Genomic DNA, 17,559 nt, shown 5'->3' with positions numbered 1-17,559 from the left:
GGCGTTTTGCGTTTTATTCTTGATTCTAAAAAACCTCTTCGTTCGATAAATATATAAAGAGGACATCGAAACGGAGGCTAGAAGAATGAAGTTAAGTGAGTTAAGTGGAAAAGAAATCGTCGATGTGAAACGAGCAGAACGTCTGGGCGTATTAGGTCAAACCGACCTTGAAATTAACGAACAAACAGGTCAAATTGAGGCGCTGCTTATTCCAACGTTAAAATGGTTCGGGTTAAGGAAGCAAGGAAATGAAGTGCGTGTGCCGTGGCAGCACATTAAAAAAATTGGAAATGATATGATCATCATTGATATACCAGATAGTGAAATAGACTAAAATGCATTATTAACAAAATACTAACATGAGGAAATGACGTGACAAATGGTTCACGTCATTTTGCTTTTGTATGTAAATTAAATAAATATGACAACGACTATAAGCTCCAAAAAAAAATACAAATATTTTTGAAATCTAGTGAACGATCGTGCCCGCCAAGCTATAAAAACGGGAACCGGTAACGATGGAAGTCTGATCGTGCCCGCCAAGCCTAAAAAAAGCGGGAACCGGTAACGATGGAAGCCTGATCATGCCCGCCAAGCCTAAAAAAGGCGGGAACCGGGTAACGATGGAAGCCTGATCGTGCCCGCCAAGCTCCAAAAAAGGCGGGAACCGGGTAACGATGGAAGCCTGATCGTGCCCGCCAAGCTCCAAAAAAGCGAGAACCGGTAACGATGGAAGTCTGATCGTGCCCGCCAAGCTCCAAAAAGGCGAGAACCGGGTAACAATCGAAGCCTGATCGTCACTCGCTCAACTTCCCCCACCAACATCAAACCAATCCTCCACAACTCCACCTATGATAAACGCCCATTTTAACAAATCAAAGCGATATTTTCTAAGTCTTTTCGCGGAAAACTCACCGATTCCCAACTTTCATCATAAAATACTGAAGTTAAACCAATTCCTGTTTGGATTTTTAGAAAAAGAAGGTGATTATTCTCATGCTGACAGGGTTGCAAATCGCAGTCGTTGGCGGCGATGCAAGACAGCTCGAGATCATCAGAAAGCTGACTGAGATGGATGCAAAGCTCTCGTTAATTGGTTTTGAACAGCTTGACCATGCCTTCACTGGTGCAATTAAAGAAAAAATTGAAGAATTAGATTTTGCAAATGTAGATGCAATAATCCTGCCTGTTCCCGGAACAACACTTGATGGACATATTGAATCGATTTTTTCGAATGAAAAGGTCGTATTGACGGATGAAATGCTTGCAAAAACACCTGAGCATTGCACGATTTATTCAGGTATTAGCAATACGTACCTCAATGAAATCATAAAAAATTCAGGTCGTCGTTTAGTTCAATTGTTCGAACGGGATGATGTTGCGATCTACAATTCCATCCCCACAGTAGAGGGAACGATTATGCTTGCGATTCAACATACTGATTTTACGATTCATGGTTCCAATATAGTGGTATTAGGATTGGGAAGGGTTGGAATGAGCGTAGCAAGAACCTTTCAAGCGCTTGGTGCAAAGGTGAAAGTAGGCGCAAGAAAAAGCGAACACATTGCTCGAATTACCGAAATGGGATTAACCCCATTTTTATTGAAGGATATTCAACAATCAGTCATCGATACTGATATTTGTATCAATACCATCCCATACCCGGTTGTGACAGCTACGGTTATTTCAAAAATGCCCGCTCATACATTGATTCTTGATTTAGCTTCTAAACCAGGTGGGACCGATTTTCGCTATGCGGAAAAAAGAGGAATCAAGGCGATTCTTGCCCCAGGGCTTCCAGGTATCGTAGCTCCTAAAACGGCTGGTCAAATCTTAGCGAACGTCCTTGTTCAATTGCTAAAAGATGATCTTATGAAACGGAAGGGGAAAACAAAATGAGCTTGAAAGGAAAGCGAATTGGCTTTGGGATTACAGGATCCCATTGTACGTATGAAGAAATTTATCCTGAAATAGAAAAACTAGTAAATGCTGGTGCAGAAGTAATGCCAGTCGTTACGTTTACCGTAAAGAATACAGACACACGCTTTGGTAAAGGGGAGGACTGGATTGCAAAAATAGAAGCCGTAACAGGCAATAAGGTGATTGATTCCATTGTAAAGGCAGAACCACTGGGACCAAAAATCCCACTCGATTGTATGGTCATCGCACCTCTAACTGGTAACTCAATGAGTAAATTCGCTAATGCGATGACGGATTCCCCAGTTTTGATGGCTGCCAAAGCCACATTAAGAAACGGCAAACCAGTTGTGTTAGGTATTTCAACGAATGATGCGCTTGGTTTAAATGGAGTTAATATCATGAGATTAATGGCAACAAAAAATATTTATTTTATTCCATTTGGTCAGGATGATCCGATAAAAAAACCAAACTCGATGGTCGCTAGAATGTCGATGCTTGATCAAACCATAATCGCAGCTATAGAAGGAAAACAGCTGCAACCCGTTTTAGTTGAAAAATTCCGTGACTAAACAGAATCTTCGTGCTTTTTCTAGCAAACCTGCAAAAAAGATGAGACCAGACCGAACTCATTATGTTAAAATAAATGATATTATAAAAAATGATGGTATTCCTTTAAGGTTAAGGATGCCGTCTCCTCAATTCATTGTACTAAATGCTAGAAAAATCATACTTAATGACACGGGAAGGGGTCTCTATCTATGAGCCAGACAAAAGGATATAATGTCGCAGTTGTTGGTGCGACTGGTGCAGTAGGACAACAAATGCTTCAAACACTTGAAAACAGAAATTTTCCAATTTCCAAACTAACATTACTTTCTTCTGCACGTTCTGCAGGTAAAAAGATTACCTTCAAAGGCGAAGAAATTACCGTACAAGAAGCAAAACCTGAAAGCTTTGAAGGAATCGATATCGCATTATTCAGTGCAGGCGGAAGTGTTTCATTAGAGCTAGCACCAGAAGCAGCAAAACGCGGTGCAATTTGTGTCGACAATACAAGTGCATTCCGTATGGATCCGAATGTTCCACTTGTTGTACCTGAAGTAAACGAAGCAGATCTTCATCAGCATAATGGCATTATTGCCAATCCAAACTGTTCAACTATCCAAATGGTTGTTGCGCTTGAACCAATCAGAGAAAAATACGGTTTAAATAAAGTAATTGTCTCAACTTACCAAGCAGTATCAGGTTCTGGAGCGGTTGCAATTGAAGAATTACAACAACAAACAAAAGCAATCGTGAACGGAGAAGAATTTGAACCAAAAATTCTTCCAGTAAAATCAGATGTAAAGCATTTTCAAATTGCCTTCAACGCCATTCCGCAAATTGATAAATTCCAGGAAAATGGCTACACATATGAAGAAATGAAAATGATTAATGAAACAAAGAAAATCATGCATTTACCTGAGCTATCTGTTGCAGCTACTTGCGTTCGTATCCCAGTTGCTACAGGACATTCCGAATCTGTTTATTTTGAAGTGGATCAGCCAGGAATTCAAGCTTCAGAAATTAAAGCATTGCTAGAAAATGCGCCAGGCGTTGTTCTTCAGGATGACCCAAGCCAGCAAGTATATCCTATGCCTGCTGATTGTGTTGGCAAAAATGATGTTTTTGTTGGACGTATTCGCAATGATTTAAACGAGGAAAAAGGGTTCCATATGTGGGTTGTTTCTGATAACCTACTAAAAGGAGCAGCTTGGAACTCAGTTCAAATTGCTGAAAGCTTAATTAAATTAGGATTAGTATCTGAAAAATAATAATAGTGTTAAGCGAAATCAGTTGCACGGAATAGTTCCAGATAACAAAGCACAGAATGTTTTTCTCTGTGCTTTAGGTTTGGTCTGCCCAATTCAACATAGAAGGTGTTACGAATGAAAATGATCGTTCAAAAGTTTGGTGGCACATCTGTACGGGATCATGAATCCCGTCAAAATGCAAAACGTCATATTGAAAGAGCGTTAAAGGAAGGGTATAAAGTGGTGGTAGTCGTTTCGGCAATGGGCCGTTCCAGGAGAACCATACGCAACTGATACACTTCTATCATTAATTGGTGGGAATTTGAGTAAAATCTCAAAACGAGAACAGGATTTACTTCTATCTTGTGGAGAATCGATCTCAAGCATCGTGTTCACCAACATGCTTCTGGAAAATGGCATTAAAGCAGTGTCCCTTACAGGTGCACAAGCAGGATTTATGACAAACAATGATCATACCAACGCTAAAATTATTGAAATGAAATGCGATCGCTTGTTAAGAGAGCTTGAGGATGCTGATGTTGTCGTAGTGGCTGGCTTCCAAGGTGCTGCTAAAAACGGTGATATCACAACAATTGGCCGTGGTGGTAGTGATACTTCAGCAGCTGCGCTAGGTGCAGCCCTTAATGCAGATGTGATCGATATTTTTACGGATGTAGAAGGGATCATGACCGCAGATCCACGCATTGCAGAGAATGCCAGGCCCCTAACGGTCGTTACCTATACAGAAGTGTGCAATATGGCTTATCAAGGCGCCAAAGTGATTCATCCGCGCGCAGTGGAAATCGCGATGCAAGCAAAGGTTCCAATTCGAATTCGTTCGACCTATAGTGATGGTACCGGAACACTCGTAACAACAGCTAATAAAGACAAACACGGCAGCGACCTAAGGGAACGTCCTGTTACAGGTATCGCCCATGTAGCAAATGTAACTCAAATTAAAGTATTTGCCAAAAAAGACCAGTACAATCTTCAAGCAGAAGTGTTTAAGGCAATGGCAAATGAAAATATTAGTGTAGATTTCATTAATATCTCTCCGAATGGTGTCGTATACACAGTGACAAATGAGATGGCCGATTCAGCGATTGCTATTCTACAGGATCTAGGACATGAGCCTGCGGTGGAGCGAAATTGTGCAAAGGTTTCAGTTGTCGGTGCTGGAATGGCCGGAGTTCCAGGAATCACTGCAAAAATCGTTACAGCACTTTCAGAAAAAGAAATAAGAATCCTTCAATCAGCAGATAGTCATACAACCATATGGGTGCTTGTTAAGCAGGAAGACTTAGTCAAAGCTGTTAATGCATTACACGATGCATTCCAGCTAGAAAAAGAACTCATAGATTTTGAATAAGTAGGTTTTAAGGGAGTGGCAAAATGACTATTTTCGGTCGGGTTTCAACCGCTATGGTAACCCCGTTTGATAAAAATGGACATATTGATTTTGCAAAAACAACACAATTGGTGAATTATTTACTCGACAATGGGTCAGATTCCCTCGTCGTAGCAGGTACAACTGGTGAATCTCCAACACTTTCAAAAGAAGAAAAATTGGCCTTGTTTCAACATGTAGTAAGCATTGTAGATAAGCGAGTCCCAGTTATTGCTGGAACCGGTAGCTATAATACTTATGAATCAATCGAATTGACGAAAAAGGCAGAACAAATCGGCGTGGATGCTGTCATGCTTGTCGGACCTTATTACAATAAGCCGAACCAAGAAGGACTATATCAGCATTTTAAAGCAATCGCAGAAAGCACAACACTCCCTGTCATGGTTTACAATATACCAGGGCGTTCAGTTGTAAATATTCAACCAGAAACCATTATTCGCCTATCTGCCATTCCCAATATTGTTGCCGTAAAAGAAGCTAGTGGGGATTTAGGTGCGATGACGAAAATCATCGCGGAAACAGATGATTCTTTTGCAGTGTATAGTGGAGACGATGGTCTAGCACTGCCTATATTAGCAATTGGTGGTGTCGGGGTTATTTCCGTTGCAGCCCATGTAATCGGTAATGAAATGCAGGAATTAGTTCAAGCCTTCCTTAATGGGGAAACTCAAAAGGCGGCAAAGCTTCATCAGCAACTGCTACCGATTATGCAAGGACTGTTTAAAGCGCCAAACCCTGTTCCCGTTAAAACAGCACTGCAATTAAAAGGCTTAGATGTAGGATCGGTACGCTTACCTCTTGTGCCGTTAACAGAGCAAGAGCGTGCAACATTAGCAAAATTAATCAAATAATATTCTTTAAACAAGAGGCTGCAAACCATGCAGCCTCTTTACTGTTTAAATTTTTCTCAGAAAACCACACTCAATGCACAAAACTCCTGAATAAATTAAAACTCCTAATCAGCATAATTACATTTCAAACTATGCCAATATACATCAACCTGTTGGCTTCCGAACAATAAATGTTGTAAAGGCTTTCTTCCTTCAAGTATAATAACGGTAATATATTATGGTCGGGCGAAAGACTTTTAGGAGGAAGCAAACTTGAATAATAGCCAAAATGAAAATGTAAAACTGATTGCTCTCGGGGGAGTAGGGGAAATCGGAAAAAATATGTATTTAGTGGAGATAAACGAGGATATTTACATTGTAGATGCCGGTTAATGTTCCCGGAGGACGAAATGCTCGGTATCGACATCGTTATTCCTGAGATTACATATTTGCAAGCAAATAAGGAACGAGTCAAAGCTTGTTTTTTAACACATGGACATGAAGACCATATTGGTGCCTTATCCTATTTGTTAAAAAGCATCTCGGTGCCTGTATATGCGACAAGATTGACGATAGCATTGACAGAGGCAAAATTAAAGGAACAGGAGTTTACTGGTTCAGCAGATTTCAGAGAAATCCATTCCAATACGATTTTAACCTTCCCGACCACAACCGTATCATTTTTTAAAACAAATCATAGTATCCCAGATTCAGTTGGAATTTCCTTTCATACCCCATATGGTCAAATTGTTCACACTGGTGATTTTAAATTTGATCAGGCTGCAACAGAATTGTATAAACCTGAGATTGGGAAAATGGCCAATATCGGCGAAGCAGGAGTCCTATGTCTTTTATCAGATAGTATGGGAGCAGAAAAACCAGGTTATTCCACTACAGAGGCAAAGGTTGTCCGTGAAATGAACGATGTTTTCTTTACGGCAAAGGGTAGAATTATTGCAGCATGTTTTGCATCCGATTTAAACCGGATCCAGCATGTGTTTGATGCGGCTCATTTAACGAACCGCAAAGTTGCAGTCGTGGGTAAAAGCTTAAAAAGAATATTTGATATCGCATTAAAGCTGGAATACATTCAAGTACCTGAAGATGTTATGATTCCCCTAGCAGAAGTGAAAAAATATTCCGACCAGGAAATTGTTGTCCTAACCACTGGTAGTCAGGGGGAACCACTTGAGGCATTGCAAAAAATGGCGAAGCAGGCCCATAAATATGTGAACATCCAAAAGGGTGATACCGTCTTATTTGCTGCTTCACCTTTACGTGGCAGCGAGCTGCTTTTATCGAAAACGGTCGATATGCTTTTCCGGGCAGGAGCAAATGTTATATCAGGGCGGGAAATTGTCCAAATTTCTAGTCATGGACATCAAGAGGAATTAAAGCTAATGATCAATTTGATGCAGCCAAAATTCTTTATTCCGATCCATGGCGAATATAAAATGCTAAAGGCACACAGCAAGGTTGCAAAAGCTTGTGGTATTCCAGATGAAAATATCTATATTCCTGAAAAAGGAGAGGTAGTTGAAATCAAAGGCGGCAAACTACAGCCTGGAGCAAAGGTTCCATCTGGAAATGTTTTAATTGATGGAATCGGGGTAGGTGATGTCGGGAACATCGTGTTAAGAGATCGTCGCCTTCTCTCACAGGATGGAATATTAATCGTCGTGGTAACCTTAAATAAACATGATAAGTCGATTGTAGCGGGTCCTGAAATTATCTCTCGTGGTTTTGTTTATGTACGTGAGTCAGAAAAACTGATGGAAGAATCAACTGCAAAAGTACGAGATATTGTTGAAAAAACAATCGCGAAGGATGCGTTTGATTGGACTACATTAAAGCAAGAAATGAGAGACACACTCAATCAATATTTATTTGAAAAAACAAAAAGACGTCCAATGATCCTACCAATCATCATGGAAGTCTAACTACAACAATGGAGTCAGACATCTCTAAAAGATGAGTCTGACTCCTTTGTTTATTTTTTAAGAATGAAAATATTTTCCCAGTTCATACTAACACTATTACTGTTTGAAGGGAGAATATTAGATGGACTTCTTTAAACAAGAGCAAGAGCAACCGAATGAAGAAAAGGCTCCCGGTCTTTTAGAAAAAATACAGCAGCTTGGGCAAACAAATGTACCTCAATTATCACAAGACTCAACCATACATTGCTTAACAATTATCGGACAGATTGAAGGACATTTACAACTGCCGCCACAAAACAAAACAACCAAATATGAGCATCTAATCCCGCAAATCGTGGCCATCGAACAAAATCCAAAAATCGAAGGATTGCTTGTTATCTTGAACACAGTCGGCGGAGATGTTGAGGCAGGACTAGCAATATCCGAAATGTTGGCATCTTTATCAAAGCCAACTGTCTCCATCGTCTTAGGCGGTGGACATTCAATTGGTGTCCCGATCGCTGTTTCCTGTGATTATTCTTATATTGCAGAAACGGCAACCATGACCATTCATCCAATCCGATTAACTGGTATGGTGATTGGGGTCCCAGCAACCTTTGAATACTTGGATAAAATGCAGGAGCGGGTCGTTAATTTCGTGAAAAAGCATTCGAAGATTACGGAGGAAAAATTTAAGGATTTAATGTTCGCAAAGGGGAATTTAACGAGAGATATTGGAACAAATGTCATTGGCGCTGATGCTGTTGAATATGGGTTAATTGATGAGGTCGGTGGTGTAGGGCAGGCACTTAGGAAATTAAACGAGCTTATTGATTTGAAGAAAAAGGAAGATGAGGGGATCATCCAATGATTTTATATACGATGATGCCGCAAGAATTAATCTTTCCAGCCCAACAACAGGTCGAACCACAGCAGCAGCTCGTTACATATCAGGGTGTACCGTTAATGGTTGAAAGAACGGAAGAAATGGATTATCGGGTTGTTAGGGTTATTAGTACAGATCCGATGCATTATCTGGATGAACGTTTTAGCCCAGGAGCAAAAATTTCGTTCTGACTATTTTTGCAAACAACCGTTTGGGGAAGAATATGGTATAATAAGATTTAAACGAATGAGCAGCCATTTATTGGGCTGCTTTATTTTTCATCGAAATTAAAATTGACCAAAAACACCTGGTGATAGAAAATGGCCAAAACAAAAAAACGTAAAACTAAAAAGAGAACGGAAATAAAAAAGACAATACAATACGAACTGGTGGGTTTGATCATTATAGCTCTCTCCTTAATTGCGATTGCGAACTTAGGAAAAGCCGGAGCAGCCTTCATTCTATTTTTTCGCTTTTTTATGGGCGAATGGTATATTTTAAGTTTAATCGGGCTCATCATTTTTAGCTTGTATATTATGATTAGACGGGAAATACCGAATTTATATCATGTAAAATTAATTGGTGTATACATTTTAATCAGTGCGATTTTACTGTTTGATCATATTAACTTTATTGAGATTCTTTCAAATAGTGGCCAATTTAAAAATCCAAGCGTCATCGCGAAGACCTTTGATATTTGGTGGAATGGCGAAGTCCAAAACCAAACGAGTACGCGCGAATTGGGTGGAGGCATGATTGGTGCAATTCTATTTGCACTATTCAATTTTCTCTTTGCAGAAGCTGGAACGAAGATTGTTGCATTTGTATTAGTGATCATCGGGATTACGTTAATGACCTGGAAAATCAATAAGTGTATTGCTTGGAAAGATATTTTCAAAGCTCTGGATGTTCATCCAAGAACAATGGATCGCTTTTACGAATGATATGAAGGATTGGAGCGAAGCGCGCAAACAGAAAAAATCCAATCTAAAAAAAGAAAAGAAAACGCGAGCGAAAAAATCAAAGGCAGAAGAAGAGGTAATTGTTCCTATTTCAGAACAACCGATGATTGAGGATGATGCGATTCTAAAGCCCGAACCAATTATTTCGAGCTTTGCTGAACGTGCTTATCCGGCAAATCATGAGACTCAAGAGCCTAAAACAGAAAGTAAACAACCTTCAAACACCGAAGTGGAAGAACAGGATGAGGTAGTACCAATCATTTCGTTTGCAGAAGTTGAGAATGTTTCGTATGAGCTTCCGTCAATCGATTTATTAAACTTTCCTCGACACACAGACCAAAGCGGTGAATATGAGTTAATCCATGCAAACGCCGCAAAACTTGAAAGGACATTCCAAAGCTTTGGTGTCAAAGCACGCGTCACACAGGTCCATTTAGGTCCAGCCGTTACAAAGTATGAAGTTCACCCTGATGTTGGGGTTAAGGTGAGTAAAATCGTCAGTCTTAGTGATGATTTGGCCCTTGCATTAGCAGCTAAGGACATTCGGATTGAAGCACCAATTCCAGGGAAATCTGCAATTGGGATTGAGGTACCGAACTCAGAGGTTGCCATTGTTTCCTTGCGTGAGGTATTGGAATCAAAACAAAATAATCGCCCAGATGCGAAGTTGTTAATCGGTCTTGGTCGTGATATTACCTGGTGAAGCGATGCTTGCCGAATTAAACAAGATGCCACATTTACTTGTTGCTGGATCAACCTGGTAGTGGGAAAAGTGTTTGTATTAACGGAATTATTACAAGTATCCTAATGCGTGCTAAGCCTCATGAAGTTAAAATGATGATGATTGATCCGAAAATGGTCGAATTAAATGTTTATAATGGAATTCCTCATTTATTGGCACCTGTCGTAACGGATGCGAAAAAAGCTTCGCAGGCTTTAAAAAAGGTCGTAAATGAAATGGAACGTCGCTATGAGCTATTTTCACACACAGGCACAAGAAATATTGAAGGCTATAATGATTACATTAAGCGATACAATGCCGAGGAGGAAGCGAAGCAACCATTGCTTCCCTACATAGTGGTCATTGTTGATGAGTTGGCTGACCTAATGATGGTCGCTTCATCTGATGTTGAGGATGCAATCACGCGCTTAGCACAAATGGCTCGTGCAGCAGGAATCCATTTGATTATTGCGACGCAGCGACCATCGGTTGACGTTATTACCTGGGTAATAAAAGCAAACATTCCATCGCGAATTGCCTTTGCAGTGTCCTCGATGACGGATTCGCGAACGATTTTGGATATGGGCGGTGCAGAAAAATTACTTGGAAGAGGCGACATGCTGTTCCTACCTGGTAGGAGCTTCAAAGCCAGTTCGTGTCCAAGGGGCATTCCTATCTGATTCTGAGGTTGAAGAGATTGTCGAATTTGTTATCTCTCAACAGAAAGCACAGTATCAGGAAGAAATGATTCCAGATGATCAACCAACAAATTACTCTGAGGTTGAAGATGATTTATACGACGATGCGGTCCAGCTTATTACGGAAATGCAAACAGCGTCCGTTTCAATGCTACAACGAAGATTTAGGATTGGCTATACGAGAGCAGCAAGATTGATTGATGAGATGGAATTGCGGGGAGTAGTGGGTCCTTATGAAGGAAGCAAACCAAGAGCAGTCCTTGTAGGAAAAATTAAAGATGAAATTGACCAAGAAGCATAGAGTGATTTAAAAAGCTTAGTCCTTGATGAGACATATATCAAGGACTAAGCTTTTTCTTTACCAATGAATGACGCGTCCAGAATAATCTTTTTTCCTCCGTTGAGCATACTACTATTACACTACGCTTAATCACCCAGAAAGTACTATAAAAAACTTGTCAAATATAGTATATATATCGAAGTTTATGATGGGTTTACACTTAATTTGTCAAGCGAAAACCATTGTATTTATACGGTTTGTTATTTTTTTTTATAAAAGGTAAAACCTTATTTATTTATACTAGAAAAGTATGTTATAGTATTTTCGATTAGTAGAATGGTTAAACATCAGAGGTCTGATGTCTTTAAGAAAGCAGGTGAAGGAACTAGGATGTCAATTAGGCAAGATAGTCGACACTTATATTTACAAGTTATCGATCGGATAAAGCAAAACATCGAACAAGGAATCTTTCGGGAAAAGGAAAAACTTCCGTCTGAGTTCGAGCTTGCTAAACAGCTTGGAGTAAGCAGAGCAACACTCCTGGAGGCACTGCGCATATTAGAAGAAGAAAGCGTTATCATTCGTCGCCATGGCGTAGGAACGTTTGTGAATTCAAAGCCATTGTTTACTTCCGGAATCGAACAACTAAACAGTGTAACGAGTATGATTATCAATGCTGGAATGACTCCAGGAACGATTTTCTTAAAATCACAGACACTCGATCCAACTGAGGCAGATGTTCATCGTTTCACCTGTTCAGCGGATGAAAAAATTGTGATGAGCGAGCGTGTCCGTACAGCAAGTGGGGAGCCAGTCGTCTATTGTATCGATAAGATACGAGAATCGATTTTACCCGAATCGTACGTAGCAGGTCAGGAATCTATTTTTTCAATCCTAGAGGCCGTATCAAATCGGAGAATTACATATGCAGTGGCAGAAATTAAGCCACTAGGCTTTCACGAAAAAGTATCTCCGATTCTTAAATGCGAACCTGGAAACTGCTTTGCTTGTACTTAAGCAAATGCATTTTGACGAATCTGATGAACCTATTTTGTATTCAGTTAACTATTTTAAAGCGGATAAGTTTGAATTTAACGTCCTAAGAAAACGAATTTAATCGAAATGGATGAGTAAACTATACTTATACGTTTTAAAACATTCTTACTAAATCAAAAATTAGGGGGTACAAGCCTTGAAAAAGCGTAAATTTAGTATTGTTTTATCATTGCTCTTGGTAGTTAGCATGTTTTTAGCTGCTTGTGGCGGCAAGGACAAGAGTGGCGATGATAAAGGCGGTAACGGTGATAAAGCAGACCTTAAAGTAGGTATGGTTACAGATGCAGGAACAATCGATGATAAATCGTTTAATCAAGGAACTTGGGAAGGGATTCAACAAGCGAAAGATGAGCTTGGCATTGATGCTAAATACCTTAAACCAGCTGGTACAACAGAAGCAGAATACTTAAAAGAAATTGGTAACCTGTATGATGCGGGATATAAATTTATCGTGACACCAGGTTTTAAATTTGAAACAGCTGTATATCAAGCACAGGATAAATATAAGGATGCAAAATTTGTCATTATTGATGGAAACCCTCATAAAGGTGACTACAAACCTGTGGTAAAAGATAATACTGTTGCTGTTTTCTTTGCAGAGCATGAATCAGGATTCTTAGCTGGTGTAGCGACTGCGCTTCAATTAAAAGAAGGCGAAGCAGGCTTTATCGGTGGTATGGAAATCCCTGCAGTACAAAAGTTTAACTGGGGCTTCCAACAAGGATTAAAATATGCAAATGAAAATTTAGGCACGAAGATTACGATTAAAGCAGAAAACGTTGTATATCAAGGATCATTTGATAATGCTGCAGCTGGTGGACAAATTGCTGCTCAAATGTTTGACCGTGGTGTAGATGTAATTTTCGCAGCTGCTGGTGGAGTTGGCGTTGGTGCAATCAACGAAGCAAAAACTCGCGTCAAGGCTGGAGAAAAAGTATGGATGGTTGGGGTAGACGTTGACCAATACGATGATGGTAAATATGAAGGTGACAAATCCGTTGTCTTAACATCTGCAATGAAAAAGGTCGATAAAGTATCATTTGATATGGTACAAGCTGAGCTTGATGGGAAATTCCCTGGTGGAGACACATTAACGTTTGATGCTAAAAACGATGGAATTGGATTACCAGAGAAAAATCCGAACTTAAGTGACGACACAATCAAATCAGTAAATGATATCTTCGAAAAGATTAAATCTGGTGATATCAAAGTAGCTTCAGAGCAAGGCGATCTATTGAAGTAAACTCGAATACAAAAGAGACGGTTCCTCCGTCTCTTTTGAAATTATATTAGTTTAAAAAGAATAGCATTCGAACGCTTCAAGTGAAGAAACATTATCGGTGATAGGGGGCTCCCTATTGATTAAGTCTAGATAAAAAGGTGAGTGCTACTATGGATTATGTTGTAGAAATGCTGAATATACGGAAGGAGTTTCCGGGTATTGTTGCAAATGATAATATTACCCTCACGTTAAAAAAAGGAGAAATCCATGCTCTATTAGGTGAAAATGGTGCAGGGAAATCAACGTTAATGGGTGTATTATTTGGGATGTATCAGCCAGAAAAAGGACAAGTGAAAATACGTGGGAAGGAAGTTCGAATCGCTAATCCAAATGTAGCAAACCGATTAGGGATTGGAATGGTTCACCAGCATTTTAAGCTTGTTGATAATTTTACCGTTACAGAAAATATTATTTTGGGTAGTGAGCCACTTAAAGGTCTTTCCCTTGATATTGACAAGGCATCGAAAAGAATTGCAGAACTATCGAAGCATTACGGATTAAATGTTGATCCCCATGCTAAGATTGAGGATATTTCCGTTGGAATGCAGCAACGAGTTGAAATTATGAAAATGCTTTACCGTGAGGCAGAGGTGTTGATCTTTGATGAACCAACTGCCGTGTTAACACCTAATGAAATTGAAGAATTAATGAAAATCATGCGGAACCTGATTAAAGAAGGTAAATCGATTATTATTATTACACATAAATTGAAGGAAATTAAGGCTGTAGCCGATCGTTGTACAGTAATAAGACGTGGAAAAGGAATTGGAACCGTGAATGTTGCGGATGCTAGTGAGGCAAGCCTTGCAGAAATGATGGTAGGGCGACATGTTTCATTTAAAGTGGATAAGAAAGAAAGTACACCTGGTGAAGTGGTACTTAAAATAGATTCTGTTTCTGCTAAAAACAATCGAAAAGTAATGGGGCTTAAGGATTTCTCACTCGAAGTGAAAAAGGGAGAAATTGTTGGAATCGCAGGTGTTGAAGGGAATGGTCAATCAGAGCTTGTTGAATCGATTACCGGTCTTCGCAAGGTGGAATCAGGAAAAATCTATGTGAATGGTGAAGAAATCACGAATATCCCGATCTATCAACGAATAGAAAAAGGGATTGGTCACATCCCTGAAGACCGTCAAAAAAGAGGTCTTGTTTTAGACTATACGCTTGAATCAAATATGGTTTTAGAAGTTTATAAAAAGCCGCCATTTGCCAAGTACGGTCTTTTAAACGGGGGAGCTATTCGCAAATATGCGAAGAAAATTTTAGATAATTTTGATGTCCGTTCAGGTGAAGGGGCTGCCTCTATTGCTAGAACACTGTCTGGTGGAAATCAGCAAAAGGCGATTATTGGTCGTGAAATTGAGCTCGATCCAAATCTTCTAATTGCTGTTCAACCGACGCGCGGACTGGACGTCGGCTCGATTGAGTATATTCATAAAAGATTAATTGAACATCGAGATAAAGGGAATGCCGTCCTGTTAGTATCTTTAGAACTGGATGAAGTATTACAGCTATCGGATCGTATTGCAATTGTTAATAACGGAGAGCTTGTCGGAATCGTTAATGCTTCTGAAACAAATGAAAATGAAGTAGGGTTAATGATGGCTGGTGTTAGTAAGGAGAGAAGCGTATGAGAAACTTCATCGTATCAATAATCGCCATTATCTTAGGATTAATTGCTGGTGGAATACTAATGCTCTTTATCGGCAGTAATCCGATTGAAGGGTATATGTATTTATTCCAAGGGGCATTGAAGAATATTGCTCGAATTGGGGATACATTAGCGACTGCAACTCCATTAGTCTTCACAGGGCTGTCAGTAGCCTTTGCCTTCCTGGACTGGCCTGTTTAATATCGGTGCGTCTGGTCAAATGCTAATCGGTGGTCTTTGTGCTTCCGCAGTCGGCTTAACTTATGATTTTTCTAGACCGATACTCCTATTGGTTATGATTTTAGCAGGATTTGCGGGTGGTGCGCTTTGGGCGTTTATCCCCGGTTGTTTAAGGCTAAATTCAACGTGCACGAGGTTGTCTCAACGATTATGATGAACTGGATTGCCTATTGGACGGTTTATTATGTGGTGCCGAGTTATTTCAAAGGTGAATTCCTGGAAACAGAATCCCGTAAATTACCTGGATGCAGCTACATTAAAAGTGCCGTTTTTGACAGAAATGTTTGATGGATCTTATATTAACTTAGGAATTTTCTTAGCTGTTATTGCAGTCATTATCGTTGCTTTTATCATTAATAAAACAACTTTAGGCTTTGAGTTAAAAGCGGTTGGCTTTAACCGACATGCTGCAGAATATGCAGGTATGCATGTAAATCGAAATATTATTCTTTCGATGCTGATTTCCGGAGCGCTTGCTGGTCTTGGTGGAGTAGCATTGTATGCTGGAAATGCCTCAACCATTCAGATTGGGATATTGCCAACTGCTGGGTATGATGGAATCGCCGTCTCTCTATTAGGTGCAAATACGCCTATCGGTGTATTTTTTGCAGCCATTCTTTTTGGTATTTTATACTCAGGTACTGGGTTTATGAATGCGATGACTGAAATTCCACCCGAGTTAGCAAACACGATTATCGCCATTATAATTTATTTTGCTGCAACCAGTATCCTCATTGAGCGAGTGCTTAAAAGATTTTGGAAGACACGTTCTAGTAAAGAAATTGTTGTCCCTGATGTAAAGAAGGGGGAATCATAAGATGTGGACAATCATTCAACAAATCTTTCCATATGCGATTGTATTTACGATCCCTCTTCTTATCACTGCTTTAGGGGGGCTATTTAGTGAACGAAGCGGTGTTGTCAACATTGGCTTAGAGGGATTGATGGTCATTGGAGCCTTCTCTAGTGCGCTTTCTATTTACTCTCTTCAACAAACCTATCCCAATCAAACATGGGTATTATGGGTTGGATTGTTAGCGGCAATGGTGGCAGGCATCCTGTTTTCGTTGCTGCATGCATTTGCCAGCATTAATTTAAGTGCGAATCAAATTATTAGTGGTACAGCCATTAACTTAATTGCCTCAGCGTTAACTGTATTTTTAGCACGAAATATTACTGGTAGTGGGAACATTCGCTTAACGAGTGGGTTTTCACCAATGGATATTCCGGTTCTTTCATCTATACCAGTTATAGGAAATTTATTCTTTACAAAGACCTATCCAACAACATGGTTTATTTTATTGGTTCTTGTTGTAAGTACTTTTATCTTATATAAGACAAAGTACGGACTTCGATTACGAGCTTGTGGGGAGTATCCACAAGCAGCTGAAGCAGCAGGAGTGAATGTACGTGGTATTCGTTATAGTGGTGTCATCATTTCCGGTGCTTTTGCCGGCCTTGGTGGTGCGTTGATTATTGTAACGTATGCCGGCGAATTTACAGGTACCGTTTCAGGTTTAGGATTTTTAGCGCTGGCTGCCTTGATTTTTGGACAATGGAGACCATATGGCGTGTTAGGAGCCACCTTCTTCTTTGGGTTTGCGAGTACGATTGCAAACGTATCACAGGTTATCCCTGAGTTTGCTGTCATTCCACCAATTATCCTAAAGACATTTCCATACGTGGTTACCTTAATTGCCTTAGTTGCTTTCTCAAAATCATCACAAGCACCAAAAGCAGCCGGGAACCATTTGATTCAGCTAAACGATAACGAACACGAAAATCCTCCGAACTTGGAGGATTTTTTCATACTCTAGACAAGTATTTAAAGGTTTAAAGGTATGAAAGCAGCAAATGAGTTGTAAGATTATAAGGAATTTGGGTAAGATAAAAAATAACATGACAACTTTTTA

At 39.8% G+C, this 17,559-nt stretch carries 11 protein-coding genes and 5 pseudogenes; all 16 read left to right on the top strand.

The genetic code is table 11. From position 1 onward, the window contains the following. Window positions 1–85 precede the first annotated feature (85 nt). The 16 genes and pseudogenes from RGF10_RS17865 (at window position 86) to RGF10_RS17790 (ending at window position 17,463) form a co-directional block, all read left to right on the top strand. A complete protein-coding gene (locus tag RGF10_RS17865) occupies window positions 86–334 on the top strand; it encodes a YlmC/YmxH family sporulation protein (protein ID WP_318504498.1) in 249 nt (82 codons plus the stop codon). A gap of 662 nt (window positions 335–996) precedes the next feature. Further along, entirely contained in the window at window positions 997–1,899 is a 903-nt protein-coding gene (gene dpaA / locus RGF10_RS17860; protein WP_318504492.1) for a dipicolinic acid synthetase subunit A, read from the top strand. After that, entirely contained in the window at window positions 1,896–2,489 is a 594-nt protein-coding gene (locus tag RGF10_RS17855) for a dipicolinate synthase subunit B (RefSeq protein WP_318504479.1), read from the top strand. The genes dpaA and RGF10_RS17855 overlap by 4 nt, the downstream gene beginning before the upstream one ends. Window positions 2,490–2,678: 189 nt before the next feature. Continuing rightward, a complete protein-coding gene (gene asd / locus RGF10_RS17850; RefSeq protein WP_318504466.1) occupies window positions 2,679–3,734 on the top strand; it encodes an aspartate-semialdehyde dehydrogenase in 1,056 nt (351 codons plus the stop codon). Between the two features lie 114 nt (window positions 3,735–3,848). Then, a pseudogene (dapG, locus tag RGF10_RS17845) lies at window positions 3,849–5,082 on the top strand (aspartate kinase). A 23-nt stretch (window positions 5,083–5,105) separates the two neighbouring features. Further along, window positions 5,106–5,972 carry a 4-hydroxy-tetrahydrodipicolinate synthase gene (gene dapA / locus RGF10_RS17840; RefSeq protein ID WP_318504459.1) on the top strand — a complete coding sequence of 289 codons (867 nt, stop codon included), beginning with the start codon at window positions 5,106–5,108 and terminating at the stop codon, window positions 5,970–5,972. Window positions 5,973–6,224: 252 nt separating this feature from the next. Beyond that, window positions 6,225–7,891, top strand: a pseudogene (locus RGF10_RS17835) (ribonuclease J). A gap of 121 nt (window positions 7,892–8,012) precedes the next feature. Beyond that, window positions 8,013–8,741: a ClpP family protease gene (locus tag RGF10_RS17830; protein ID WP_318504454.1), complete on the top strand. Its 729-nt coding sequence runs from the start codon at window positions 8,013–8,015 to the stop codon at window positions 8,739–8,741. Next, window positions 8,738–8,947, top strand: a complete 210-nt coding sequence (locus RGF10_RS17825; protein ID WP_318504448.1) for a YlzJ-like family protein — start codon at window positions 8,738–8,740, stop codon at window positions 8,945–8,947. Before RGF10_RS17830 ends, RGF10_RS17825 begins: the two co-directional genes overlap by 4 nt. A 129-nt stretch (window positions 8,948–9,076) precedes the next feature. Beyond that, a pseudogene (locus RGF10_RS17820) lies at window positions 9,077–11,438 on the top strand (DNA translocase FtsK). A 369-nt stretch (window positions 11,439–11,807) separates the two neighbouring features. Continuing rightward, a pseudogene (locus RGF10_RS17815) lies at window positions 11,808–12,534 on the top strand (GntR family transcriptional regulator). Between the two features lie 75 nt (window positions 12,535–12,609). After that, window positions 12,610–13,716 carry a BMP family lipoprotein gene (locus RGF10_RS17810; RefSeq protein ID WP_318504441.1) on the top strand — a complete coding sequence of 369 codons (1,107 nt, stop codon included), beginning with the start codon at window positions 12,610–12,612 and terminating at the stop codon, window positions 13,714–13,716. 149 nt (window positions 13,717–13,865) lie between these two features. Next, a complete protein-coding gene (locus RGF10_RS17805; protein WP_318504435.1) occupies window positions 13,866–15,389 on the top strand; it encodes an ABC transporter ATP-binding protein in 1,524 nt (507 codons plus the stop codon). Further along, a complete protein-coding gene (locus tag RGF10_RS17800; RefSeq protein ID WP_318504424.1) occupies window positions 15,386–15,607 on the top strand; it encodes a hypothetical protein in 222 nt (73 codons plus the stop codon). The genes RGF10_RS17805 and RGF10_RS17800 overlap by 4 nt, the downstream gene beginning before the upstream one ends. A gap of 19 nt (window positions 15,608–15,626) precedes the next feature. Beyond that, window positions 15,627–16,463: pseudogene (locus tag RGF10_RS17795) on the top strand (ABC transporter permease). Window position 16,464: 1 nt separating this feature from the next. Beyond that, window positions 16,465–17,463, top strand: a complete 999-nt coding sequence (locus RGF10_RS17790; RefSeq protein ID WP_318504413.1) for an ABC transporter permease — start codon at window positions 16,465–16,467, stop codon at window positions 17,461–17,463. Window positions 17,464–17,559: the final 96 nt, after the last annotated feature.

The sequence above is a fragment of the Bacillus sp. T3 genome (assembly GCF_033449965.1).
Classification (GTDB): domain Bacteria; phylum Bacillota; class Bacilli; order Bacillales; family Cytobacillaceae; genus Bacillus_BU.
This window is presented reverse-complemented; position numbering and strand designations above follow the sequence as displayed.

Bases quoted from the DNA above. Each gene is read 5' to 3' on its own strand.
- RGF10_RS17865 (WP_318504498.1), top strand. From the start codon at position 86: ATGAAGTTAAGTGAGTTAAGTGGAAAAGAAATCGTCGATGTGAAACGA.
- dpaA (WP_318504492.1), top strand. From the start codon at position 997: ATGCTGACAGGGTTGCAAATCGCAGTCGTTGGCGGCGATGCAAGACAG.
- RGF10_RS17855 (WP_318504479.1), top strand. From the start codon at position 1,896: ATGAGCTTGAAAGGAAAGCGAATTGGCTTTGGGATTACAGGATCCCAT.
- asd (WP_318504466.1), top strand. From the start codon at position 2,679: ATGAGCCAGACAAAAGGATATAATGTCGCAGTTGTTGGTGCGACTGGT.
- dapA (WP_318504459.1), top strand. From the start codon at position 5,106: ATGACTATTTTCGGTCGGGTTTCAACCGCTATGGTAACCCCGTTTGAT.
- RGF10_RS17830 (WP_318504454.1), top strand. From the start codon at position 8,013: ATGGACTTCTTTAAACAAGAGCAAGAGCAACCGAATGAAGAAAAGGCT.
- RGF10_RS17825 (WP_318504448.1), top strand. From the start codon at position 8,738: ATGATTTTATATACGATGATGCCGCAAGAATTAATCTTTCCAGCCCAA.
- RGF10_RS17805 (WP_318504435.1), top strand. From the start codon at position 13,866: ATGGATTATGTTGTAGAAATGCTGAATATACGGAAGGAGTTTCCGGGT.
- RGF10_RS17800 (WP_318504424.1), top strand. From the start codon at position 15,386: ATGAGAAACTTCATCGTATCAATAATCGCCATTATCTTAGGATTAATT.
- RGF10_RS17790 (WP_318504413.1), top strand. From the start codon at position 16,465: ATGTGGACAATCATTCAACAAATCTTTCCATATGCGATTGTATTTACG.